We start from the raw sequence: 25392 nt of genomic DNA, 5'->3' as shown, positions 1-25392 counted from the left end.
CGCGTGGGGTCCGGACAGGCCGGCCCCCCGGCCGACCGGCCCGGAGTCATGGCTGAAAACTAACACCGCTGCAAGTCTTGCGAAAGAGCTTGCAGTTGGGAAACCGCAAGATTTCCACGGTGCAACACCAGTGTGTCCAAAGGGTTGACCGCGGACCGGCGGAATCGTACGGTCGCGACCGCAATAACTTTCTGCTGCCTTGCAGCAAGAACCCTCACAGGCCTTACGGGCACGGCGCGTTGCCGGACAAGGCTTCTCCGTCACCCGCACCTCCCCCCATGCAGGAGGAACAATGGCCGGCAGACCTCTGGCCGCGGCACTCGCCCTGGTGGCGTGTGCGGCGGTGAGTGTGGTTGCACCGGCGGGCACCGCGCAGGCGGCACCGCCGGGGGACAAGGACGTCACGGCTGTCCTTTTCGAGTGGAAGTACGCATCGGTCGCCACCGCGTGCAGCGGCACCCTGGGCCCCGCCGGCTACGGCTACGTCCAGGTCTCCCCGCCGCAGGAGCACATCCAGGGCGGCCAGTGGTGGACCTCGTACCAGCCCGTCAGCTACAAGATCGCGGGACGGCTCGGCGACCGCGCCTCCTTCGCCGCGATGGTGAACACGTGTCACGCCGCCGGCGTCAAGGTCGTCGTCGACGCGGTGATCAACCACATGGCGTCGGCGGACGGCACCGGCACCGGCGGCTCGTCGTACACGAAGTACACCTACCCCGGGATCTGGTCCGGCGCCGACATGGACGACTGCCGTGCGCACATCAGCAACTACCAGGACCGCGGCAATGTCCAGAACTGTGAGCTGGTGGGCCTCGCGGACCTCGACACCGGCGAGGACTACGTCCGCGGGCGCATCGCGGCCTATCTCAACGACCTGCTCTCGCTCGGCGTCGACGGCTTCCGCATCGACGCGGCCAAGCACATGCCGGCGGGGGACCTCGCGAACATCAAGTCCCGGCTCAGCAAGCCGTCCGTGTACTGGAAGCAGGAAGCCATCTTCGGCGCGGGCGAGGCCGTCTCGCCGAGCGAGTACCTCGGCAACGGCGACGTCCAGGAGTTCCGCTACGCCCGCGACCTCAAGCGGGTCTTCACAGCCGAGAACCTCGCCTATCTGAAGAACTACGGCGAGGGCTGGGGCTACATGGAGTCGGGGAAGTCGGCGGTCTTCGTCGACAACCACGACACCGAGCGCGGCGGCGACACCCTCACCTACAAGAACGGCGCCGACTACACGCTGGCGAACGTCTTCATGCTGGCCTGGCCCTACGGCTCCCCGGACGTGCACTCCGGCTACGAGTTCTCCGACCGCGACGCCGGCCCGCCGAACGGCGGGACGGTGAACGCGTGCTGGCAGGACGGCTGGAAGTGCCAGCACGCCTGGCCGGAGATCAGGTCGATGGTCGCCTTCCGCAACGTGGCCCGCGGGCAGGCCGTCAGCAACTGGTGGGACAACGGCGGTGACCAGATCGCCTTCGGGCGCGGTTCGAAGGCGTATGTGGCCATCAACCACGAGACGGGGTCGCTGACCCGGACGTTCCAGACGTCGCTGCCCGCGGGCGGTTACTGCGACGTCCAGTCGGGACGCGCGGTCACGGTGAACGGCTCCGGCCAGTTCACGACGACGCTCGGCCCCAACACCGCGGTGGCGCTGCACACGGGCGCCCGCAGCTGCGGCTGACAGACACACAGCCGCACCCGACGGGCATCCGAGCCGGATCCCTTTCGCCGCGCGTCGGCACAGCACGTCCCCACGGGCGGGTCCCGCACATCCCGGGCCCGCCCGCCGGGCCGCACCGCGCGCGCAGGACTACCCAAGGAGAACAACCGTGTTCCGAACCGGACGACCGCGCAGAGCCGTCGTCGGCATCGTCGGGGCGCTGTGCGCCGCGCTCGTACCCGCCGCGCCGGTCGCGGCCGAGACCAAGGCCCCCGGCCCACCGTCCGACGCCCGGCTCGCCGCCGAACCGGCCCGGCACGACCTGACCCGCGAGCAGTTCTACTTCGTGCTGCCCGACCGGTTCGCCAACGGCGACCCCGCCAACGACCGCGGCGGCCTCCAGGGGGACCGGCTCGACACCGGGTACGACCCCGCCGACAAGGGGTTCTACCAGGGCGGTGACCTCAAGGGCCTGACGAAGAAGCTCGACTACATCAAGGGCCTCGGCACCACCGGGATCTGGCTCGCGCCCATCTTCAAGAACCGGCCCGTCCAGGGCACCGGCAAGGACGCCTCCGCCGGCTACCACGGGTACTGGATCACCGACTTCACCCAGGTCGACCCGCACTTCGGGACCAACAAGGACCTGGAAACCCTCATCGACAAGGCCCGTGCCAAAGGCATGAAGGTCTTCTTCGACGTCATCACCAACCACACCGCCGACACCGTCGACTACGCCGAGAAGAAGTACGGCTACCGCCCCAAGGGCGCGTATCCCTACCTCGACGCGTCCGGCCGTCCCTTCGACGACCGGGCCGGCGTCCCCGCGGTGGACGCGGACTCCTTCCCCTACACCCCGGTCACTCGCGACAACACCGCGGCCAAGGTGCCGAGTTGGCTGAACGACCCCACGATGTACCACAACCGCGGCGACTCCACCTTCGCGGGCGAGAGTTCCGAGTACGGGGACTTCTCCGGGCTCGACGACCTGTGGACCGAGCGGCCCGAGGTCGTCACCGGCATGGAGCGGATCTACCAGAAGTGGGTCCGCGACTTCGACATCGACGGCTTCCGTATCGACACCGTCAAACACGTCGACATGGACTTCTGGACCCGGTGGGCGACCGCGCTCGACGCGTACGCGGCGAAGCAGGGCCGGGACGACTTCTTCATGTTCGGCGAGGTCTTCTCCGCGGACACCGCCGTCACCTCGCCGTACGTCACCCGCGGCCGGCTCGACGCCACCCTCGACTTCCCCTTCCAGGACGCGGCCCGCGCCTACGCCTCCCAGGGCGCCCCCGCCGACCGGCTCGCGAAGGTGTTCGCCGACGACTACCGCTACACCACCGACAAGGCCAACGCCTATGAGCAGGTGACCTTCCTCGGCAACCACGACATGGGCCGTATCGGGACGTTCCTGAAGCAGGACAACCCGACGGCGGACGACGCCGAACTGCTCGGCCGGGCCCGGCTCTCCAACGAGCTGATGTTCCTCTCCCGGGGCAACCCGGTGATCTACTACGGCGACGAGCAGGGCTTCACCGGAGCCGGCGGCGACAAGGACGCCCGCCAGACGCTCTTCGCCTCCAGGACCCCCGACTACCTGGACGACGACCAGCTCGGCACGGACCGTACGCACGCCTCGGACGCCTACGACTCCGGGCACCCGCTCTACCGCTCGATCGCCGCGCTCTCCCGGCTGACCACGGCCCACCCGGCGCTGCGGGACGGCGTCCAGCAGCAGCGCTATGCCGAGGGTTCCGTGTACGCCTTCTCCCGTACCGACACCCGGCGGAAGACGGAGTACCTGGTCGCGGTCAACAACGGCACGGCGCCCAAGACGGTCGAGGTGACCACCGGCTCGGCGGACACCGCCTTCCGCGGGATCTACGGCAGCACCGCCACCACCCGCAGCGACGCGGCCCGCAAGGTCACCGTCACCGTGCCCGCGCTGTCGTCCGTCGTGCTCCGGGCCGGGGCGCCGCAGCCCGCGCCCGCCGCGAAGCCCGTGATCAGCCTGAAGGCACCGGCCGCCGGGGCCACCGGCACCGTCGAGATCGCCGCCGACGCCGACGGCGGGCAGCTCGCCCGCGTCGTCTTCGCCGCGCAGGTCGGCAACGGCCCGTGGCGCACCCTCGGCACCGCCGACCACGCCCCCTACAAGGTCACCCAGCACATCGGCACCACCGTGCCCGCCGGAACGCCCCTGCGCTACAAGGCGGTTGTGGTGGACGCCGCGGGCCGCACCGCGAGCGCGCTCGCCTCGACGACCGCCGGCCAGGCGCCGCCGCCCGAGAAGCCCGGAGCGGTGGACCGTGACCACGTGGTCGTCCACTACCAGCGGCCCGACGGCGACTACGACGGCTGGCAGCTGAAGTCCGGCTCCACCACCGCCGCGTTCACCGGCCGCGACGCCTACGGAGCGTTCGCCTGGATCACGCTCGACGACGACACTTCGACGCTCCCGTACACCGTGGAGAAGAACGGCACGGCGGACGGCCCGCAGCGCACGGTCGACCTGGCCCGCACCGGCGAGGTGTGGATCGCCCAGGGCAAGGACGCCCAGACGGACCGCGCCCCCGACGGCGCGTACCCGCCGCAGGACAAGACGAAGGCCGTCCTGCACTACCACCGTCCGGACGGCGACTACGACGGCTGGGGTCTGCACACCTGGGCCGGTGCCGCGAACCCCACCGACTGGTCCAAGCCCCTCCAGCCCGTGCGCACGGACGCCTACGGAGCGACCTTCGAGGTGCCGCTCGCCGCCGGTGCCGGCTCACTCAGCTACATCCTCCACAAGGGCGACCAGAAGGACCTGCCCACCGACCAGTCGCTGGACCTGGCGACGTACGGCAACGAGGTCCGGCTGCTCGCCGGACAGCCGAAGTACCTCCTCCCGCAGACCGGCGGAGCGCCCTCGCTCGACCTCGGGACGTCCGAGGCGCAGTGGATCGACCGGAACACCGTCGTCTGGAAGGTGAAGGCGACCGAGGCGACCAGCCAGCAGCTCGTCTACGCCGAGAAGGGCGGCATCTCCGTCGTCGACGGCGCGCTGAGCGACGAGGGCCGCTGGCTGCGGCTCGGCACAGCCGCGCTCACCGATGCGCAGAAGGCCAAGTACCCCCACCTCAAGGACTATCCGGCCTTCACGGTCGACCCGCGCGACCGGGACCGTGTGCGCGGCGCCCTGCGCGGTCAGGTCATCGCGACCCAGCGGGCCGCCGGGGGAGCGCTGCTGGCCGCCACCGGTGTGCAGACCGCGGGAATCCTCGACGACCTGTACGCGCCCGCGGCCACCAAGGCCGCCCTCGGACCGGTCTTCCGCCACGGAACCCCCTCCCTGTCCCTCTGGGCGCCGACCGCGCGCTCCGTCTCCCTCGAACTCGACGGCACGAGCGTCCCGATGCGACGGGACGACTCGTCGGGCGTCTGGTCGGTCACCGGCAAGAAGTCCTGGACCGGCAAGCCCTACCGGTACGCCGTCACCGTCTGGGCGCCCAGCGTCCGGAAACTGGTGACCAACAAGGTCACCGACCCGTACTCCACCGCCCTGACCACCGACTCCGCCCGCAGCCTCCTCGTCGACCTCGCCGACCCGAAGCTCGCCCCGGCCGGCTGGCGCACCCTGAGGAAGCCCGCGGCGGTGCCGCTGCGCAATGCGCAGATCCAGGAACTGCACATCCGTGACTTCTCGGTCGCGGACCGCACCTCGCAACACCCGGGCGAGTACCTCGCCTTCACCGACCGCGCATCGGCCGGGATGAAGCACCTGTCGTCCCTCGCCGCGAGCGGTACGTCCTATGTCCACCTCCTGCCCGCCTTCGACATCGGCACGATCCCCGAGCGCAGGGCCGACCGGACGAAGCCCGGCTGCGACCTCTCGGTCTACGCCCCCGACTCGGAGGAGCAGCAGGCCTGCGTCGCCGCGGCGGCCGCCAAGGACGCCTACAACTGGGGCTACGACCCGCTGCACTACACCGTGCCGGAGGGCTCGTACGCCTCCGATCCCGAAGGCACCCGCCGCACGGTCGAGTTCCGGAAGATGGTCCAGGCCCTCAACGGGACCGGGCTGCGCACGGTCATGGACGTCGTCTACAACCACACCGTGGCGAGCGGCCAGGCCGACAAGTCCGTACTCGACAGGATCGTGCCCGGCTACTACCAGCGCCTGCTGGCGGACGGCACCGTGGCCACCTCCACCTGCTGCGCCAACACCGCGCCCGAGAACGCCATGATGGGCAAGCTCGTGGTGGACTCCGTCGTCACCTGGGCGAAGGAGTACAAGGTCGACGGCTTCCGCTTCGACCTGATGGGACACCACCCGAAGGCCAACATCCTGGCCGTCCGCAAGGCGCTCGACGCCCTCACCCCCGCACGGGACGGCGTGGACGGCAAGAAGATCGTCCTGTACGGCGAGGGCTGGAACTTCGGCGAGATCGCCGACGACGCCCGGTTCGTGCAGGCGACGCAGAAGAACATGGCCGGTACCGGCATCGCGACCTTCTCCGACCGGGCCCGTGACGCGGTCCGCGGCGGCGGACCGTTCGACGAGGACCCGGGTGTGCAGGGCTTCGCCTCCGGACTGTTCACCGACCCCAACTCCTCGCCCGCCAACGGCACCGAGGCCCAGCAGAAGGCCCGGCTGCTCCACTACCAGGACCTGATCAAGGTCGGGCTCACCGGCAACCTCGCCGGGTACACCTTCACCGACACCGCGGGCCGCAGCGTCAAGGGTTCCGAGGTCGACTACAACGGCGCCCCCGCCGGGTACGCGGCCGCCCCCGGCGACGCACTGGCCTACGCCGACGCCCACGACAACGAATCGCTGTACGACGCCCTCGCCTTCAAGCTCCCCGCCACCACCTCACCCGGTGACCGGGCGCGCATGCAGGTGCTGGCGATGGCCACGGCGGCACTCTCCCAGGGCCCCGCGCTCTCCCAGGCGGGCACGGACCTGCTGCGCTCCAAGTCGCTGGACCGCAACTCCTACGACAGCGGCGACTGGTTCAACGCCATCCACTGGGACTGCCGGGACGGCAACGGCTTCGGCCGCGGACTGCCGCCCGCGGCCGACAACCGGCCCAAGTGGCCCTACGCGAAACCGCTGCTGACCGCCCCCGCTCTCACGGTGGGCTGCCCGCAGATCACGGGAGCGTCGGCCGCCTACCGCGATCTGCTCACCATCCGCACCACCGAGAAGGCGTTCGGTCTCGGCACCGCCGAGCAGGTCCAGTCCGCGGTCTCCTTCCCGCTGTCCGGCACGGACGAGACACCGGGTGTGATCACCATGCGGGCCGGTGACCTGGTCGTGGTCTTCAACTCCACCCCGCAGCGCAGGACCCAGCGGATCGAGGCCCTGACCGGTGCCCCGTACGCCCTGCACCCCGTCCAGGCGACCGGCACCGACGCCGTGACCAAGACCTCCTCCTACGAAAGGAGTTCGGGCACCTTCTCGGTACCCGGGCGAACAGTCGCCGTCTTCACCCGGAGCTGAGCCGATCGCGCTAGCGTAGTGGACCGACTACGGAGAGGCACCATCTCCCCGGTTCGACGGGAGCGCACGATGAACGAAGCGGACGGCACCACGGTCCTGGTCGTCGACGACCTCGAGGCCAACCGCTATGCCATGGGTGCCGTACTGCGCCGAGCGGGACACCTGGTCGTGCCGTCCGCGTGTGCCGGCGACGCCCTGATCGAGCTGGATGCCCGGCTCAGATCAGGTGCGTTGCCGGACGCGGCACTGGTCGATGTCGGGCTGCCGGACATGAGCGGGTTCGAGCTCTGCCGCCGTATCAAGGCCCATCCGGAGATCGCCGCCATTCCGGTGGTGCACTTCAGCGCCGCGGCCGTCACTCCGCGCGACCGCACCCGCGGTCTCGACTCCGGCGCCGAGGCCTATCTCACGATCCCCGTCGAGCCCGAGGAGATCGAGGCCGTCGTCCGCGCCGCCCTGCGCGGCGCCCGTTCCCTGCACGACGCCGAGGCCCAGGCGGACCGGCTGAACCGGCTGGCCGCCGTCACCACCGAACTGCACTGTGCGCACGGCCCGCAGGAGCTGGCCGACCTCGCCGCCGGCGCGGTCGGCTCGCTCACCGGCGGCCCCGCGGCGGCCTTCGTGTTCGGGGTCGACGAGACCCTGCACGCGGGCAGCCCCCTGCGGTACGGAAGCCTGCCCGGCGTCGAGGAACGCGCGGTGGTGGCCCGGCTGATGGAGCGGTGCACGGAGGGCCGCACCGGCGTACAGCCCCTCGTCCTACCGCCACCGCTGTGGCCCCCCGGCTTCTTCCGCCCCGAACCCCCCGGCGGCGCGGCCCTGCTGCTCGCCCGCAGCGGCCCCGACCAGCCGCCGGTCTGCCTGGCGTACCCGCTCGGCCCCCGGCGCGACCCGCACACCACACTGCTGCTGCGACGGCTCGCGCACACCACCGCCCTCACGGCCCGTACGCTGCGCACCGCGGCCGAGGAACGCCATGTCGCCCTCACCCTCCAGCGCAGTTTCCTGCCCCAGCAGCCGCCCGCCCTGCCGGGCGCGGAGCTGGCCCTGCGCTATGTCCCCGCCTCGCGCAACGCCGAGATCGGCGGCGACTTCTACGTGGCCCTGGCCACCGCCGACGGCCTGCTCGTCGGTGTCGGCGACGTCGTCGGCCACTCCCTCGACGCGGCCACCGTGATGGTCGAACTGCGCCACGCGCTGCGGGCGTACGCCACCGACGAGACCGATCCGGCCGTCCTGCTCCACCGGCTCGACCGTATGCTCCAGCGCTACCACCCGGAGGCGACGGCGACGGTCTGCCTCGCCCTGATCGACCCGGCCACCGGACGCACCCGTATCGCCAACGGCGGTCACATCCGCCCGCTGATCGTCGACGGCACCGGAGGAGCCCGCTACGCGGAGGTGTCGGGCCCGCTCCTCGGCCTGGGGCTGGGGCGCCCTCGGCCGGCTGAGGTCCGGCTCGCCCGCAGCGAGCGGCTGTTGATGGTCACCGACGGTCTGATCGAGACCCGGGGAACCGATCTGGCGGTCTCGATGGACCGGCTGCGCCACGCGGCCCGCCAGGCGCCGCCGGGTGTCGAGGCGCTGTGCGACTCCCTGCTCGACCGCTTCGGCACCCGTGAGGACGATGTGGCGCTGCTGGCCCTGCGGATGACCGGGCTCTGACCACGGCCCCACGGCCCCCCCCCGGACCAGGGCTGGGGGCCGTGGGCGTCCGGTGTCGTCCTACGGCCGGCGCTGGGACGGCACCGTGCCGACGAGCGCGGGCGCCAGTGTCATGAGCCGGCCGACCAGATCACCGAAGGGTCCCTCGGCGGGTTCGTCCGTCAGGACGCCGATCAGGATGCCGGCCATCTCCTCGTCGTAGGCCGCGCTCACCGCGCACAGCGCCGCGAAGTCGTGCACGAGCTGCAACTCCAGCTCCGTGCGCGGAATCCGGCGCCCGTCCAGCCAGATCAGCGCCGTCGACTCCGCGAGAGACACCCAGGAGCGGACGACCAACGCGAGCCGCGCGGGCGGGCGACGGACCCCGAGGTGCGCGAGGATCTGCTCGTACGCGGCCTGCCGCACCTCGTCGATCATCGCGTTGGTGGTGGTCGACCCGACGGCCGGACCACCGCGCATCAGCGCGGAGAAGCCCGGCCCGTGCTCCTCGACGAAGTCGAAGTACCGGCGCATCACCCGCAGCAGCCGCGCGCCGAGCGGCCCCTCGTGCGGTTCCACGAACCGGCCGGCCAACTCGTCGGCCGCGCGACGCAGCGCGGCCTCGTACAGGCTCTGCTTGCCGGGGAAGTAGTGGTAGACGAGAGGCCGCGAGATACCCGCGGCCGCGGCTATCTCGTCGATCGACACCTCATCGGGGGAGCGGGCGCTGAAGAGCTCCAGCGCCACACCGATCAGCTGCTGCCTGCGCTCCTCGACGCCCATCCTGCGGCGTACCCCGGTCGTCATGCCGACAGCCTACCGACTGCACTCCGTGCGCCTGTTCTACAGGTCGAGCACCAGCCGTCCGCCGTGACAGCGCGAGACGCAGATGAGCATCGAGTCCTCCCGCTCGCCATCGGTCAGCAGTTCGTCGCGGTGATCGATCTCGCCCGCCAGGACCCGCTGTTGACAGGTGCCGCAGAAGCCCTGCTCGCAGGAGTACGAGACGTCCCGCACCTCGGCGCGGACCGCCGCCAGCACCGACTGGCCCTCGGCTACCCGAACGGTCCGTCCCGTACGGCGGAGTTCGACCTCGAAGGGCCCGCCGCCCTCCTGCGCTCCCGGTGCGAACCTCTCCAGATGCGGCCTCCTGCCCTCCGGGAGCAGTCGGGTGACCGCGTCCATGAGGCCGTCGGGGCCGCAGCAGTACACCGCGGTCTCCTCCGGGGTGCCGGCGAGGAACGCGAGGTCCGGCAGCCCGGATTCGTCCTCGGCGACGACCGTGACCCGGCCGCCGTCCGCGCCCAGCTTCTCGATCTCGTCGAGGAACGGCATCGAGGCGCGGGAGCGGCCGCAGTACACCAGCCGCCAGTCGGCGCCCGCGGCCTCGGCGGCCCGCAGCATCGGCAGTACGGGCGTGATGCCGATACCGCCCGCCACGAAGAGATAGGCGGCGGAGCGGACCAGGGCGAACCGGTTGCGGGGCCCGCGGATCTCGATCTCAGTGCCCTCGTGGAGCTGCTCGTGCACCTCGCGCGAACCGCCCCGGCCGTCCTCGATCAGTCGCGCGGCCACCGTGTAGGTGCCGGACTCGGCCGGGTCGCCGCAGAGCGAGTACTGGCGCACCAGGCCGGACGGCAGCACCAGATCGAGGTGGGCGCCGGGCTCCCAGGGCGGCAGATCCGTGCCCTCCAGCCGCAGTCGGACCACACCCTCGGCGGGGGAGGTCCGTTCGGTGACCAGCGCGCGCCGGGTCGCCGTGGCGCCGCGTCCGCGTCCTGACACCGGCTCCTCCAGGGCGGGCAGCGGCCACAGCGGCGAGGTCCCGATCCGGCGGCGCAGGGCCCGCCGGGTGAGCAGCGCCGCGCCGGCGACGAGGGCGACGGTCCTGAGGCGGGGCGCCATCTCAGTGGCCCCCGTTCGCGGCCGGGGACGTGGCGAGATAGGCGACGGCCTGCGCCGTGCTGCCCTCCTGCGACGGGTGGTAGCCGCGGCTCAGATAGCGCGGAACGGAGCGCAGCATCGCGGACGTCGACGGCAGGACACCCTGCCGTCCGGCGCGGACGAACTGCGGAAGGCTCGCCCGGCCGTCCTCGAGGGACGGGTCGTTCTCCATGAAGAAGCGCGCACCGCGCTGCCACAGGAACACCAGCGCGGAGAACGCCGTCGCCCAGGTGCGCACCCGGCGCCGGTAGCCGCCGTCGACATGCATGAACAGCTCGAAGGCCACCGAACGGTGCTCGACCTCCTCGGCGCCGTGCCAGCGCAGCAGATCCAGCATCGTGGCGTCGGCGCCGCGGCGGTCCAGCTCGTCCGCGTTGAGCACCCAGTTGCCGAGGAAGGCGGTGTAGTGCTCGATCGCCGCGATGATGGCGACCCGCTCCATCAGCCACCACTCACGCGGCCTGCCCGGCGGCAGGGTGCGGTCGCCGAGCAGCTTCTCGAAGAGCCAGTCCACCTGCGCGGTGTACGGCGTCGGATCGAGGCCGAGCTTCTTCAGATGCGGCAGCACGTCGTCGTGCGCCTGGGAGTGCATCGCCTCCTGCCCGATGAAGCCGATGACGTCCGCGCGCAGTTGCTCGTCCGTGATGTACGGCAGGACCTGCTGGTAGACGTGCACGAACCAGCGCTCGCCGGCCGGGAGGAGGAGGTGCAGCACATTGATGGTGTGGGTCGCGAACGGGTCACCGGGGACCCAGTGGAGCGGGGTCTCCTGCCAGTCGAAGGAGACCTTGCGGGCCTTGAGCGCCATCCGCTCCGAAGCCTCCGGCGCAGGCTGCTTATGAGACATGGCGTCAATATACTGACGGGTAAGCTCCCGCGGCAGGGGTGTGCACCCGATTTTTGGGCCCGCGGGACGTGCACCGCGTCCGCCCCGGGGAGAGCGTTCGTGACGCCCCTCCCCGGGGCGCCCGTTCAGTGCAGCGCGCCCACCCGGTTCCCGTCCGACAGCACGCCGTTGAGCTCCGCCCGCGCGCCCGCCTTCGCGCGCACCGCCAGCAGCCGGCCCGTGGCACTGCCGTCCACACCGCCCGACGTGGCGAGCGAGGCGAACTGCCCGCTGCCCGCCGCCAGGACGTACCAACTGCCCGCACGCGACTTCCACAGCACCCCGGCCAGCACCTTCGGGTCCCGCACCCCGCAGGCCGGCGAGTCCTCGGCCCGCGCGGCGATCGCGCCCGGCGCGCCGGGTGACGTCCCCGGCGCGTGGAACTGGGCCATGACCCGGCTGCCCGGCCCCCGCCACGTCTCCGCCCGCGTACACAGCCAGGCCGCCGTGCCGTTCGCCTCCGGCAGCGACTGCTGGGCGTACTGCCACAGATTGACGCTGCGGACGCCGTGCGAGGCGACTCCCGGCAGCAGACAGGCCGTTCGTGCCCACGCGGCACGCTCCACCGCGCCGCCGAGGTCCTTCGGGGCCGACGGGGTGCCGTACGTGAGACGGGCCGGGGTCAGCTCGCCGAGGTCGGTCAGCAGCCGGTCGGCCGCCGAGTCACGGAGCTCCAGCACGTCCCAGGAGCGGCAGTCCCGCGCCTGTGCCGGACTCGGCAGCGGGTTCGTCAGGCCCTCCTTGTCCCGGCGCAGCGGCCGCGCCCCGCCCTCCGGGGTGAGGAGGTCACGCACGGACGTGGTCCGCACCCAGGGAGCTGTCAGATAGCGGACGTTGCCGTCGGTGCGGCCGGCCACCAGGGCGCTCGCCGACGCGGAGTCGGCGTCGTCCGTCCGCGCGAAGTCGAGCGCCACCCCGCCGGTGCCCTCCTTCGGCTCGGCGTACCGCACCACCCGCAGTCCGTCGTGCAGCAGCACCACGCGCGCCCGGTCCACCACTCCCGCGTACAGCAGTTGCGGCGGTCCCATCGGCGGCCCCGGCGGGGTCGCGGGGGTGGCCGATGTCTGAACGGCGCTGCCGGGCCTGGCCCAGACGGCGAGTGCCCGGCGCAGCAGGGCGTCGTCGCCGGTGAGCCCGCCCCGGGCCGGCCAGACCGAGAAGTCCCTGCGGGCGGAGTACTGCCACGCCGTGGGGGAGACCCGCACCAGCCGGCCCGGGTCGAGGGCCGCCTCGGCCGAGGGGTTACGGGCATACGCCGGCGCGGCGGCACCGTCCGGGCCCCAGCCCTCGCCCGGCAGCCCGAGCAGCGCCCCGCACACGGCGAGCGCCGCGGCCGCCACCAGCGCCGCCTTCGCGTGCTGGCGGCGGCGCATCAGATCGGTGGGACGCGCCTGGAGCGAACACGGGTCGAACTCGGCGGAGTCGAGCAGCGCCGGGTCGCTCCCGGCCATGCCGTCGGCCTCCGCGAGCGCCGCGTGCGGATCGTCCACCCCGGCGCCGGTGAGCACCTGGGTGACGTCGGCGTCCGGCAGGTCCTCCAGCGCCCGCAGGACGTACGCGGCCCGGCCGGGGCCGGACAGCGCCGACAGCCGCTGGTCCAGGGCGAGTTCGTCGGCGCCGCCGGAGCGCGGGAAGACCCGCAGGCCCCAGACGTGCGGCAGCAGCGGCGGCAACTGCGCCCGCTTCGGCCGGGCGAACCGCCGCAGCGGCAGCCCGGCGTCCAGCGCCTGGCGCAGCACCCGCCCCCGGACATAGAGATATCCGGGGTCGGCGGCGTTCTCCGGCCGTCCGGCCGCGCGGACGGCAGCGGTGTCACCGGTGTCAGCGGGGACGGCCCGGCCGCGCGGCAGCGAGCGCTGCGCGAGCGCGTGCGCGGTCAGCACACGGCGGTTGCGGCCGAGAGTGGGGGGCAGCACCAGATAGGCGATCCGGACGAGGCGCGGGTAGTGCTCGACCAGCGCCGCCTCGGCCTGGTCGAGCTCCACCCGGCCGGTCGGAGCGGGCGACGGTGGGGCAGGCGGGGTGACGACATCCTGTGGGCGCACGTTCAGCAGAACGAGCGAATGGTCGTATGGTCACCGCCCTGGCCGTCAGACGGCCTCAGCGGAGCGACCATCCGCTGAACCGCACCGTGCCGCGGGCCCCGCTGCCACCGTTTATGGCCGTCATGAACAGCCCCACGTCCTGCACGGCGGCGGCCCCGGGCACGGAGACCGTGGCGACGGTCCGCCATGTCGTCCCGCCGTCCGTCGAGCAGGCGCCCGTGAACGACGTCCCCGTGCCCCGGGTCAGCCGCAGCAGCACTGGGGCGCGGACACCCGTCACGCGCCGGTAGGTGTCCAGTGTCCCGTCGCCGTTGGTGTCGTAGGAGAGGGCGACGCCCTGGGACGGCGTGACGGCCAGGTTGAGGAAGCCGGTGTCGCCGGGGGTGGCCAGGCTGTTGCGGACGACGATGCCGGCGCGGGCCCATGACCCGGTGTTGTCCTGGGCGTCCACCCCGAGCACCACGCTCCTGCCGGGCGTCAGCGCCCCCTCCCGGTAGGCGGTGCCGAACTGGGCGGTGCCCCGCCACAGGTCGTTGCCCGCCCCGTTGATCGCGAACCGGTCGTCCAGCTGCCCGAAGACGGCCGCGTTGCTGGTGAAGGTGCGCCACTCGGGGCCCAGCGGGGCGGCGACGTGCAGGGCGCCCTTCTGCGTGACGGCGACCCGCTTCCCGCCACGCGGCCCGTACCGTGCGCGCAGCTCGTAGGGCAGGGCACGCAGCGGCTCGGTGAGCGGTTCCGGTGGTGCCGTCACTCGCCAGCGGACAGAGCCGGTTCCGCCCGCCGGTACACGGGACAGCCAGGTGGCGCCCTGCGGTTCGGCGGTGAGGCCGGTCAGGTCGAGGTCGACGCGACCGGTGCCGCGCAGCCCGTTGAGGTTGCGGAAAGCGGCCGTGACCGTGCCCTCGCTGCCGGGCGTGAAGGCCGGCGGGTCCACCGAGACGTCGACGAAGCCCTGGTAGGGGGCCGTGGCCAGGGTTTCGTGGACGCGGCGGGCGGTGCGGTACGCGTCCGCGGTGGGCCGGACCGGATGGGGCCGGCGGTCCCGGGTCCAGGCTTCCTCGGCCGGGTACCAGTCGAACGGCGTGGGTGCGCGGCCCTCCGCCATCGCGGTGGCCACCTCGTCCAGATAGGCCTCCCACTGCGGGAGATGAACCTCGTTGATCAGCCCGTGCCAGTCTCGGTTGGCGTAGTTGCTGAGCTGGACGGCGGCCGGACGGTCGGCCCAGGTGGTGATCAGGGCGCGGGCGGTGCGTTCCAGCTCCACCGCCTCACCGGCACTGGTGGCCAGCCGTTTGGCGTCCTCCAGCCAGGGCCCGAGCAGGAAGGCGCGATGGCAGCCGGCCATGGTGTCGCTCAGCCGCATCAGCTTCAGCCAGAGCGAGGACAGCGCGCGGAAGGTGTCCACGTCCCCGTGCAGATACGCGGCACGCAGCGGGAGCTGGAGGGTGCGCGAGCGGTTGGCGAGCGCCTGCCGGGCGACATCCGTCAGATCGTGGCGGTAGGTGTCCGTGTCGCGCAGTTCGGGTCGCACGTCCAGCAGCGCGGTGAACGCCCGGTCGAAGGCGGCGGGGTCGAAGGCCGTGCCGATGGCCCCGGACAGGCCCGGCCGGCGGCAGAACAGCGAGTCGTACGGCCGTCCGTCCGTGCTGGTGAGCTGGTACGCGGTCGTGGCGAGCGTGCCGAGAGCGGCCCGCGCGGCGGGGTCGTCGCCGCCGTAGCGGAAGCGGCTGTACTCCTCGAACCACTCGCGCCGGTCGATCCGCTCCTCCCGCCACGCCAGCTCACTGAACAGCTCCAGCGCCGCCGGGTCGCGCTCCGCTGCCTCCGGCATGTAGGCCGTGCCGACGAGCGCGCTGCCGGGCTTGTCGCGCCAGGCGGTGAACTTGGCCGTCCAGCGGTCGGTGTTGGCGCCGATCGTCGTCCGGCCGCCGAAGTTGGGGATGGTGCCGAAGGCGTACGGTGCCCCGCCCCACTCCTTCTCCCGGTCCGTCACCGTGTCCAGGTCGGAGAGTCCGTCGACGATCAGCAGCCGGCCGGTGTCGACGGCGTCCAGCAGCGCGGGCCGCGGATTGGACTGCCAGCCGAGGATCACCCAGGTCGCGCCCGGATGCGCGGTCTGTAGCGACTTCTCCACTGCGCGGGCCGCGTCGGCCACCGGCACGTCGCCGGCGCTGCCGCCCTCGTGCAGCAGATCCATCTTGAAGTGGGCGGCGTCGCCGAACAGTTCGGCCTGGTGCCGGTAGAAGGCGGCGGCCACCTCGGCGAAGGTGGTGGTGCGAGGGTCGAGCCAGTCGGGGCGCCGCAGTCCGTTCCAGGTGCCCTGCGGCACGACCCGGGCACCGGGATTGCGGGCGACGAAGCCGTCGGGGACGGTCCCGAACCAGCCGGGCAGCACCGGGTGCATGCCCAGCTCGCGCATCCGGTCCGCGATGCGGCGGCCGAGGTCCGTGCGGCGGTCGATGAGCGCCTGCGAGAGCGGGCCGCCGTACTCGCTCATGTTCTGCAGCAGCCACCACGGCTGGTGGGAGGGGGCGGGCAGCCAGGTGCGGGCCTCGGTGACGGAGTAGCCGAAGTCCATCAGGAGCCGGTGGTGGACGGCCTCCTGCCCGGGGGTCACCAGCACCTCGTTGCAGCCGTGCAGGGCGAGGACGTCGAGGAGCCGCTCCCAGCGTGCCCAGTCGGCGTACGGAGCGGTGTAGCCGTCGTGGGTGTCGTTGTACGCGAACCGGTGCGGGACGGTCGCCGCCCGCTCCAGCGGCCGGCTCGGAGCGGGCAGCCGGTGCGGCAGCGCGGGGTTGCTCCCGGACCAGGAGATGTGCGCCCGGCAGACGTACTTGAGATACCAGTGCACGCCGGTCAGCAGGACGGCGGCGGAGGTGCCCGCGACCTCGACACGGCCGGCGGAGCCGGTCACCCGGAAACGCTCGGGGCCGTCGAGGAGCCGCAGCGAGAACTGGTCGGCGTGGCGGGGGAGCAGCCGCCGCAGCGCCGCGTACGCCGCGGCCGGGCCGGACGGCGACGCACTCATCGGCGGAGAGGCGGGCGGCGTGGCGGGCAGTGGTGCGGCGGTCGCCGGGACCTGCCCGGCGAGGGCGGCACCCGCACCGATCGCCCCCGCGGTGCCCAGCACGGTACGTCTCGACAGCTCGAACATCAGCAATCCTCCGTGTTGCCCACGTCACAAGCGGTGCGTGCGTGGCGCAGGTTACCCGCCGTTCGACTCCCCGGATCGGTGGTGAAGGGGCACGATGGCCGGATGCGGACGAGTACGAAGACAGGCGCGAGGCGTACAGCCCGCGCGGCACTGGCAGTTCTGGCCCTGGCCCTGGCCACGGCATGCGGATCTTCCGGCGACGGTGACGGGCGTGGCGACGAGAAGGTCCCCAAGACGGCGACCGGCACGCTCGAACAGATCGCGGCGAAGGCCGAGTGCAAACCGAGCATCCAGACGAACGCGAAAGAGCTGCGGCAGGCGAACTGCACCACGGGTGACGGCAAGTACGTGCTGGCCACCTTCGCCACCGACCGCGGCCAGCGCGAATGGCTGAACGAGGCCAACGACTACGGCGGCTCCTACCTCGTGGGCCGCAAGTGGATCGCCGTCGGCGACGCGAAGGTCGTCACCGCGCTGCGCGGCCGGCTCGGCGGCTCGGTGGAGACCGGCGCCCAGCACGGCTCCGGCGGAGGAAGCGGCGAACCCAGCAAGGGCCACTCGGGGCACACCGGGCACCACGGCGGCTGAGCCCGCGCGGCGCGCGGCAGCGGCAGGGGGGCCGGACACACGAAACGGCCCCCCTCGAGAGGGGGGCCGTTCCAGCCGGTCCGGGTGGGTCACGCGGACAGGGTCACTGGCACTGCTGGCCGTTGTTGATGCAGTCCACGAGCTCGTCCATCACGTTGTCGTCGAAGACGTTGATGAAGTCACCGTGGTCCGTGATCGGCTTGTGCAGCTGCTCGGGGAAGGAGTCGACCGCGAAGCCCGGGCCCGGAGGCACGTCGTACACGATCCGCTGCACCAGCTGGGGAATCGCCTGGAAGCCGTCACCGCACTCGCCGTCCTCGTTCGCAAACGCCACGTGGGTGCGGTGATTGGCACTGTCGATGTTCTGACCGTCCCAGCAGCTCTGGAACTTGAAGGAGCGCACCACCTGACTGCCCTCGGGGCAGATCGGGTACTTGTCCTTCAACTGACGGTCCTCGAATCCGGTGCAGCTCCAGGAGGCATTGGCATTCGCGTCACCGTTGGTGAACGCCTTGGCGTCACCGGTGATGATGCGCAGGAACCGCGGCATTGCGGTGACCTTGCTGACCGGGTTGCCGACGAAGTTCAGCGTGACCTGGGAAGGCTGCTGGATCTCACCGACGTTCTGGTCGTTGCCGCCGCCGTCCGCATTGGCGTCGTTCTCGTCCTGACCGTTCTGCAGACGCAGCACCGGCCAGTAGTAGGTCGACTTGTCACCCTGGTTCTGGCAGGTGGTGTCGCCGTTGGCGAGATCGTCGTCGCTCGCGAAAGCGTCGTTCGCCTGGTTGCCGACGTAGTCGTGCATATGGTGCGCGCCATTGGCGACACCCGGGGCGACGATGACGTTGTCCGGGTTGAACTTGCCGTTCTCGTTCACCCCGCAGTCGGTGGCGAAGGAGCCCGTGGAGGCGTCATTGCCCTCCTGCGGTTCATTGACGTTCGGCTGGATGGACTGGATGTCGACGAAGTCGTCGTCCTGGGGCCCGTTGCCGGCCTGGCCGCCGTTGTCCTGGCCGCCGTCCTGTCCGCCGTTGTCCTGACCCTGGTCCTGACCGCCGTTGTCCTGACCCTGGTCGTTGCCCTGGTCCTGACCACCGTCCTGGCCCTGGTCCTGGTTGCCGTCCTGGTTGTCTCCCTGGTTCTGGCCGTCGCCCTGGTCGTTGCCGTCATCACGCAGCGAACAGGGGGCGAGGTTGTTCATGCCCTGCGGCTTGTTGCCACCTCGGCCGATGGCATTCGCGATCCGGTCGATGCTCGCCTGACGCTTGTCCTTCAGAGGATTGAGAATCGCGTTGTCCGCCAACTGCGGATCACGCTGAATCTGTTCCTTCTGATCAGCGAACTTCTTGTACGCGTCCGTGATCTGGCTGTCGATCGCCGCCAGTTCACGGTCGACTTCTCCGCGTGCCTGCCTGGGCATTTCACGGGGAAGTTCGTTGGCGACCTCGGGGCAGTCAATGGTGGACACTTGTCCGGCATTCTCGGCCCGCTGCGTTCGCGGACCGGATGACCAGCCTTCACCCGCGGATGCGTAGAAGTTGACCGCCACTAGCCCACCCCCGCCCAGGATCAGAGCGGCCGAGGCGACGATCGCCCGGTTCGCCAGCGTTGAGCGTTTTCTCGTATTGCGTCCCATGGAACTCCTCTGCTTCGTTGCCGGGTGTGGGTTTGGGGGGTCCCGGCAGAGGGAGAAGCGCAACGTTCCATACGGGTGGGGCTCATGGGGTGTTCAAAGCAATCCGGGATTCGTAGAAATCTCCATCGCCAAATCCGGCATACCGAGCGGAAGGAGGGCGGGCCCCTCAGCCGTGGTCGAGGTAGGCCAGAACGGCGAGGACGCGGCGGTTGTCGTCGTCCGAGACCGGAAGTCCCAGCTTGGCGAAGATGTTGGAGGTGTGCTTGGCCACCGCCCGCTCCGTGACCACGAGTTGGGCGGCGATCGCCGCATTGGACCGGCCCTGCGCCATCAGCTCCATGACCTCACGCTCCCGCGGGGTCAGACCGCCCATCGGCTCGTCCCGGGCCCGGCGGCTGAGCAGCTGGGAGATCACCTGCGGGTCCATCGCGGTGCCGCCCGCCGCGACCCGCCGGACCGCGTCGATGAACTGCTCGGCGTCGAACACCCGGTCCTTCAGGAGGTAACCGACCCCGCCGTTGCCGTCGGCCAGCAGCTCCCGTGCGTACAACTGCTCCACATGCTGGGAGAGGACCAGCACCGGCAGGCCGGGCCTCGCCCGGCGCGCCGCCAGTGCGCACTGAAGCCCCTCGTCCGTGTGGGACGGCGGAAGCCGGACGTCGACGACGGCGACGTCCGGCTCCAGCTCCGCGAGTGCCTTGGACAGTTCGGGCCCGCTCTCCACCGCGGCCAGGATCTCGAAGCCGAACGCCTCGAGCATGCGCACCAGACCGTCACGCAGCAGGAACAGGTCTTCGGCTAGAACAACTCGCAAGGGATCTCCATGGTGACCATGGTCGGGCCGCCCGCGGGGCTGCTGACGGCGAGTACTCCGTCGAATGTACCGAGTCGCCGTTCGATGCCGCTCAGACCGGATCCGGCGCCGATCCGCGCCCCGCCGCCGCCGTTGTCGGTGACGGCGATCCGCAGGGAACCGTCCGCGTACGACACGTCGATCCACAGCCGGTCCGCTCCCGCGTGCTTGACCGCGTTCGTCAGGGCCTCGCTGACCGCGAAGTACGCGGCGGACTCCACCGGTGCGTCCGCGCGGCCCGGCAGCTCCACGTCCACCTCGGCCGGCACCGGCAGCCGCAGGGCGAGCGCCTTCACCGCGTCGCCGAGACCGCGTTCGGCGAGCACCGGCGGGTGGATGCCACGGACCAGGTCGCGCAGCTCGGTCAGCGCCTCCGCGGAGGACTCACGGGCCTTGGAGATGAGCTCCTTCGCCTGCGCGGGGTCCTTCTCGATGAGGGCCTCGATGGTGCCGAGATTCATGCCCATCGCGACCAGCCGGGCCTGTGCGCCGTCGTGCAGGTCGCGCTCGATGCGGCGCAGTTCGGCCGCCGAGGTGTCCAGGGCGTCGTGCCGGGTCTCGGTCAGCCGGTCGATGCGCTCCTCCAGCTCGTCCTCGCGGCCCGGGACCAGCACCGATCCGGCGATCCTGAAGTGGGTGCGCACGAGTACCGGGTTGACCCTGAGGGCGAGGTGCAGCCAGAACAGGCCGAGCAGGGCGGCGAGGCCCGCCGTGCCCCAGCCGGTGACGGGGATGAAGGCGTACCAGTACGTGCCCCCCGCGTCGACGACCGGGTTCCACAGACCGGCGGCGAGCAGCAGACCGAAGAGGCCCTCCAGGATCAGCCCCGGCGCGAGGAGCGCGACGATGGCCCCCGCCGTCATGTCGACCAGCATCCACTGGAGGTCCCGCCAGGTCGCGGGGTCCTTCAGCATCACGGTGCAGCGCTCGACCTGCCCGGTGATGCCGCCGCGCAGATCGCGCGGGAACGGGCGGTACCGGACGGGGATTCTCGTCCGTGACCACTGGGCGGCGAGGAGTCTGCGCTGGTTGGTGTGCGCCCGCACCGCCTGGAGTATCGGCGGGGTGGTGAACACCCCTACACCGATCGGGATCAGGGAGATGGAGACCACTGCCAGGACGAAGAGCGTGATCGATCCGATCAGTGCCATCAGGCTCAGCGCCAGCCCCTGGGCACCGGCGGTCACCGCTTCTCGTGCCTTCGTCGACTTCATCGGGATTCCCCTCGTTGATCGGTCTCAGGCACCAGTGTGGCCGTGGCCCATGTGCCGGGGCACTGGGTCCGGACCCCGAACGGGGGTGTACTCAGCACCACCCCCCTGAGCTCGCCCTACGGCTCCGAGGACGGGGGTCCTGACGGCTGGGGCGCGGGCCCGCCGGTTTCTAGCGTCGTACTCGTCTTGTTCGGCTTGTTCCGACGTGTTTTCGGCATGTCTCGCCGCCGGCCCGGCGCGTGACTCGATGGACCATGGGGGCGAAAACGTCATGAGGCGCAACCTCGCAGCACGTATGGGTGTGTGGAGTGCACACCACCGGAAAACGGCGATCATCGGCTGGCTTCTCTTCGTCGTCCTGGCCACCGTCGCCGGCGGGGCCTCCGGCATGGTCGAGATGTCCGAGTCCGAGCAGGGCACGGGCGATTCCGCACGGGCCCAGAAGATGCTCGACGACGCGGGCCTCGACCGGCCGGCCGGTGAACTGGTCCTGGTCAGCAGCCGGACCGCGGGCGGCTGGAAGGACACGGCACGCGATCTGGCCGCGGCGATCGGGAAGACGGGCGAGGCCACGAGGATCGAGGCGCCGCTGGCTTCCGGGAACGACCGCGAGGCCTTGATCCGCTTCGAGATCAAGGGCGACGCCACAACGGCCGCCGACCGGGTGCAGCCCGTGCTCGACGCCGTACGCGACACGGCAGCGGGCCGGGACGGCGTCGAGGTGCACCAGTTCGGGCAGGCGAGCGCCGAGAAGTGGCTCGGCGATCTGCTCTCCGAGGACTTCCAGAAAGCGGAGTTCACCGCCGTACCGCTGGCGCTCGGCATCCTGCTGGTCGCCTTCGGCGCGGTCGTCGCCGCCCTGCTGCCGGTCGCCCTCGCACTGACGGCGTGCATGGCGGCCTTCGGCCTTCTCTCCCTCGCCAGCCACCAGCTGCATCTGTTCCAGACGACGTACTCCGTGATGTTCCTGATGGGACTCGCCGTCGGAGTCGACTACTGCCTGTTCTACCTGCGCCGGGAGCGCGACGAGCGGGCCGCCGGCCACGACGCCGACACCGCTCTGCGGATCGCCGCCGCCACCAGCGGACGCGCCGTCCTCGTCTCCGGGGTGACCGTCATGATGGCGATGGCCGGGATGTTCCTGTCCGGGCTGATGCTCTTCAAGGGGTTCGCCCTCGCCACGATCCTCGTCGTCTTCATCGCCATGCTGGGCTCGGTGACCGTCCTACCCGCCCTGCTGGCCTGGCTGGGGGACCGGATCGACGCGGGCCGGCTGCCCTTCCTCAACCGTCGCAAGAAGAAGGGTGTGCACGAGAGCGGAGCGATCGCGGGCGCGGTGCTGAAGCCCGTCCTGAACAGGCCCAAGCTGTTCGCCCTCGGCGCGGTCGCCGTGCTGCTGGTGCTGGCCGCCCCGGCACTGGGCATGAAGACCGAACAGCTCGGCATGGAGAAGCAGTTCGGCTCGGACTCGGCCCTCTCGGTGGCGCACAAGAAGATCACTCAGGCGTTCCCGGTCGGTCCCGAGCCGGCGCTCGTGGTCGTCAAGGCCGACGACATCACCGCCGCGCCGGTACGCGAAGCGCTCGCCGGGTTCGACCATGTCACCGTGCACACGGCGAAGAACATCGCCGAGATCGAGGTCAGCCTTCCCGGCAACGGCAGCGACGACCGCTCCGAGGCCGCGCTCGCCGAACTGCGCGACACGACGGTCCCGGCCGCCTTCGACGGCACCGGAGCAGAGGTCCGCGTCGGCGGTGAGCTGGCGGGGTCGGTCGACTTCAACGATCAGCTGAAGCGCGGCATCGTGCCGGTGTTCGTCTTCATCACGGCCGTCACCTTCCTCCTGATGCTGCTGTGCTTCCGCTCGTACGTCATCGCCGTGACGTCGATCCTGCTCAACCTGCTCTCGGTGGCGGCCGCGTACGGCGTGATGACCGCGGTCTTCCAGCACGGCTGGGGAGCCTCCGCGCTCGGTACCGAGGCCGTGGGCGCGATCGAGGGCTGGATGCCGCTGTTCGTCCTGGTGGTGCTGTTCGGACTGTCGATGGACTACCACGTGTTCGTGGTGTCCCGGATCCGCGAGGCGCGTGACCGGGGCGCGGACACCCGCGCCGCGATCAGCGAGGGCATCCGCCGTACGGCCGGTGCGGTGACGGGCGCGGCGGCGATCATGGTCGCGGTGTTCGCGGTCTTCGGCACGCTGTCCATGCAGGACATGCAGCAGATGGGTGTGGGCCTCGCGGTGGCGGTGCTGCTGGACGCGACGGTCGTCCGGATGGTGCTGCTGCCGTCGGTGATGGCGCTGCTCGGAGAGCGCAACTGGCGTACGCCGAAGGGGCTGCGGTGGCTGCCGACCATGGACCACGGCGAGGGACAGCCGGTGGCGGGTCAGGGCCGGCACGCGGCACCGGTGCCGGCGGGCCGCTGAGGGCGACGCGGTACCGGGGGTGCGGGGCTGGGGTGGCGAGCCCTGGGGCCGTGCACGGTGGCCGGGCGTGACCGCGGGCGCCCGGTCCGGGGCCCGAACCCCGGTACCCCCGGCCCGGATCCGGGCCGACCCCGCACCCGGGCGCCTGGTCGGGGACGAACTCCGGCGCCCGAGCCCGAACCCTCGTGGCCGGCCCCGAGGCGAGAGGCCTGTACCCGAAACCCGGACGCCTAATGGGAGCTGCCGGGTCGGTAAGACTCGGTGCCGTAGCCGCCAGCAGGTGAGCACTCCGGTTGCCGGAAGCGTTCGATTTCTGGGATCAGACCGTGCCCCTGCTGGTCGGCCGGAAGGCCAGACCGCTGATGGGGTGGCGTGCCCGCCGGGTTCGGCGTGAGCACTGGATCCATTAGGCCGCGCGCCGTGTCTTCCGCAGGCTGCACCGCAAGCGAAGTGCCAACAAGGGAGAGCGCGTTGCTGCTGATCGGCGATGACTGGGCCGAGGATCACCATGACGTCGAAGTCCAGGACGAGACGGGCCGGAAACTGGCCGCCGCGAAGCTACCCGAGGGCGTGGACGGCGTAGCCAAGCTCCACGAGCTCGTCGCGAAGCACGGTGGTGAGAAGCTCGATCCCAACGCTGTCATCGTCGGGATCGAGACCGACCGCGGCCCATGGGTTCAGGCTCTGATAGCCGCCGGCTACAAGGTCTACGCGATCAACCCCCGGCAGGTCGCCCGCTTCAAGGAGCGGTACGGCACATCTGGTGCCAAGAGCGACAAGGGCGACGCTCACGCGCTCGCAGACATGGTCCGCATCGACCGTGACCAGCTACGGCCTATCGCTGGAGACAGCGAACAGGCCCAAGCCATCAAGGTCGTTGCCCGCGCTCATCAGACTCTCATCTGGGAACGCACCCGCATCTTCCAGAGGCTGCGCAACGCCCTGCGTGAGTACTTCCCCGCGGCCCTGGATGCCTACGCCGACCTCACTCTGCTCGGCGCCGACGCACTGGAACTGCTCGTCAAAGCACCCACTCCGCAAGCCGCGGCGAAGCTGACCCACGCCCAGATCACTGCTGCACTGGCTCGCGCCCGTCGTCGCAACCGGACTGCGAAGGCAGCCGTCATCCAGACGGCGTTGCGCGAGCAGCACCTGGAGCTGGCTGAGCCGGTGACCGCCGCCTATGCGGCCACCGTGGTGGCTCACGCCCGGCTGCTGATCACCCTGAATGAGCAGATAGCCGACCTGGAGACGCAGGTGAAAGCCCATTTTCACGCGCACCCGGACGCTGAGATTTACCTCTCGATGCCCGGCATGGGAGAAATTAGCGGCGCCCGGGTGCTCGCCGAATTCGGAGACGACCCCACCCGCTACGCGTCCGCCAAGGCGCGGAAGAACTATGCCGGCACCAGCCCGATCACCCGAGCCTCCGGCAAGAGCCACACCGTCCAGGCCCGCTTCGTACGCAACAACCGGCTCGCCGACGCGTTGCAAGCCCAGGCGTTCTCTGCACTGAACGGATCCCCAGGCGCTCGCGCCTACTACGACAAGCAACGCGTCCGTGATGTCGGCTACAACGGGGCCCTCCGACAAGTCGGCAACCGGCTCGTCGGCATCCTCCACGGATGCCTCAAGACTCGAACGCTCTACGACGAGGCGACCGCCTGGTCGCACTACGCCTACCTCCATGCCGCTTGATCTGAAACGGCATGGGGTGTCTGATCCGGGTCGACCCCCGGCGCCCCCGGCCCGATCCGGCGCCCCGGGCCCCATACGGAGCGCCGGGTTCGGTGGCTCGAACGGGGACCCTGGGGCCCTGGGCCGGATGCTCGACGCGGGCCCGACCCGG

13 protein-coding genes and 1 pseudogene are annotated in these 25392 nt (G+C 71.1%); 6 read left to right on the top strand and 8 right to left on the bottom strand.

Annotation, left to right across the window (positions count from 1 at the left end):
• Positions 1–292 precede the first annotated feature (292 nt).
• The 3 genes and pseudogenes from OHA05_RS09930 to OHA05_RS09920 all read left to right on the top strand — a co-directional run.
• Positions 293–1672, top strand: a pseudogene (locus OHA05_RS09930) (alpha-amylase); the annotation flags it as partial.
• A 154-nt stretch (positions 1673–1826) separates the two neighbouring features.
• Positions 1827–7151 (top strand): pullulanase-type alpha-1,6-glucosidase, encoded by a 5325-nt coding sequence (gene pulA, locus OHA05_RS09925; RefSeq protein ID WP_328860346.1) that lies wholly within the window; start codon positions 1827–1829, stop codon positions 7149–7151.
• 69 nt (positions 7152–7220) lie between these two features.
• A complete protein-coding gene (locus OHA05_RS09920) occupies positions 7221–8816 on the top strand; it encodes a fused response regulator/phosphatase (RefSeq protein ID WP_313946719.1) in 1596 nt (531 codons plus the stop codon).
• Positions 8817–8876: 60 nt separating this feature from the next.
• Here OHA05_RS09920 and OHA05_RS09915 read toward each other — a convergent pair whose 3' ends face one another.
• The 5 genes from OHA05_RS09915 to OHA05_RS09895 form a co-directional block, all read right to left on the bottom strand.
• Positions 8877–9602, bottom strand: a complete 726-nt coding sequence (locus OHA05_RS09915) for a TetR/AcrR family transcriptional regulator (RefSeq protein ID WP_313946720.1) — start codon at positions 9600–9602, stop codon at positions 8877–8879.
• Positions 9603–9638: 36 nt separating this feature from the next.
• On the bottom strand, positions 9639–10700 hold the full coding sequence (locus tag OHA05_RS09910; protein WP_328860345.1) for a PDR/VanB family oxidoreductase: 1062 nt from the start codon (positions 10698–10700) through the stop codon (positions 9639–9641).
• A 1-nt stretch (position 10701) separates the two neighbouring features.
• Positions 10702–11586, bottom strand: a complete 885-nt coding sequence (locus OHA05_RS09905; RefSeq protein ID WP_328860344.1) for a metal-dependent hydrolase — start codon at positions 11584–11586, stop codon at positions 10702–10704.
• A 125-nt stretch (positions 11587–11711) separates the two neighbouring features.
• On the bottom strand, positions 11712–13670 hold the full coding sequence (locus OHA05_RS09900; protein ID WP_328860343.1) for a hypothetical protein: 1959 nt from the start codon (positions 13668–13670) through the stop codon (positions 11712–11714).
• 55 nt (positions 13671–13725) lie between these two features.
• Entirely contained in the window at positions 13726–16824 is a 3099-nt protein-coding gene (locus tag OHA05_RS09895) for an alpha-N-acetylglucosaminidase (RefSeq protein WP_328860342.1), read from the bottom strand.
• A 102-nt stretch (positions 16825–16926) separates the two neighbouring features.
• On the opposite strand from OHA05_RS09895, the gene OHA05_RS09890 reads away from it, so the two are divergent.
• Positions 16927–17412, top strand: coding sequence for a hypothetical protein (locus OHA05_RS09890; RefSeq protein ID WP_328860341.1), 486 nt, complete (start codon positions 16927–16929; stop codon positions 17410–17412).
• 103 nt (positions 17413–17515) lie between these two features.
• Here OHA05_RS09890 and OHA05_RS09885 read toward each other — a convergent pair whose 3' ends face one another.
• The 3 genes from OHA05_RS09885 to OHA05_RS09875 form a co-directional block, all read right to left on the bottom strand.
• Complete coding sequence (locus OHA05_RS09885; RefSeq protein WP_313949034.1) at positions 17516–19048, bottom strand: DUF1996 domain-containing protein; 1533 nt, start codon at positions 19046–19048, stop codon at positions 17516–17518.
• A 166-nt stretch (positions 19049–19214) separates the two neighbouring features.
• Positions 19215–19862 carry a response regulator transcription factor gene (locus OHA05_RS09880; protein WP_313946726.1) on the bottom strand — a complete coding sequence of 216 codons (648 nt, stop codon included), beginning with the start codon at positions 19860–19862 and terminating at the stop codon, positions 19215–19217.
• Positions 19847–21115, bottom strand: a complete 1269-nt coding sequence (locus tag OHA05_RS09875) for a sensor histidine kinase (protein ID WP_328860340.1) — start codon at positions 21113–21115, stop codon at positions 19847–19849. The genes OHA05_RS09880 and OHA05_RS09875 overlap by 16 nt, the downstream gene beginning before the upstream one ends.
• Positions 21116–21410: 295 nt before the next feature.
• On the opposite strand from OHA05_RS09875, the gene OHA05_RS09870 reads away from it, so the two are divergent.
• Together OHA05_RS09870 and OHA05_RS09865 are read left to right on the top strand one after the other, a co-directional pair.
• Positions 21411–23543, top strand: a complete 2133-nt coding sequence (locus OHA05_RS09870; protein ID WP_443043656.1) for an MMPL family transporter — start codon at positions 21411–21413, stop codon at positions 23541–23543.
• Between the two features lie 471 nt (positions 23544–24014).
• Complete coding sequence (locus OHA05_RS09865; RefSeq protein ID WP_328860338.1) at positions 24015–25241, top strand: IS110 family transposase; 1227 nt, start codon at positions 24015–24017, stop codon at positions 25239–25241.
• Positions 25242–25392: the final 151 nt, after the last annotated feature.

The sequence above is a fragment of the Streptomyces sp. NBC_00306 genome (genome assembly GCF_036169555.1).
Lineage (GTDB): Bacteria > Actinomycetota > Actinomycetes > Streptomycetales > Streptomycetaceae > Streptomyces > Streptomyces achmelvichensis.
The sequence above is the reverse complement of the archived record's forward strand: the minus strand, read 5'-3'. Positions and strand labels throughout refer to the sequence as shown.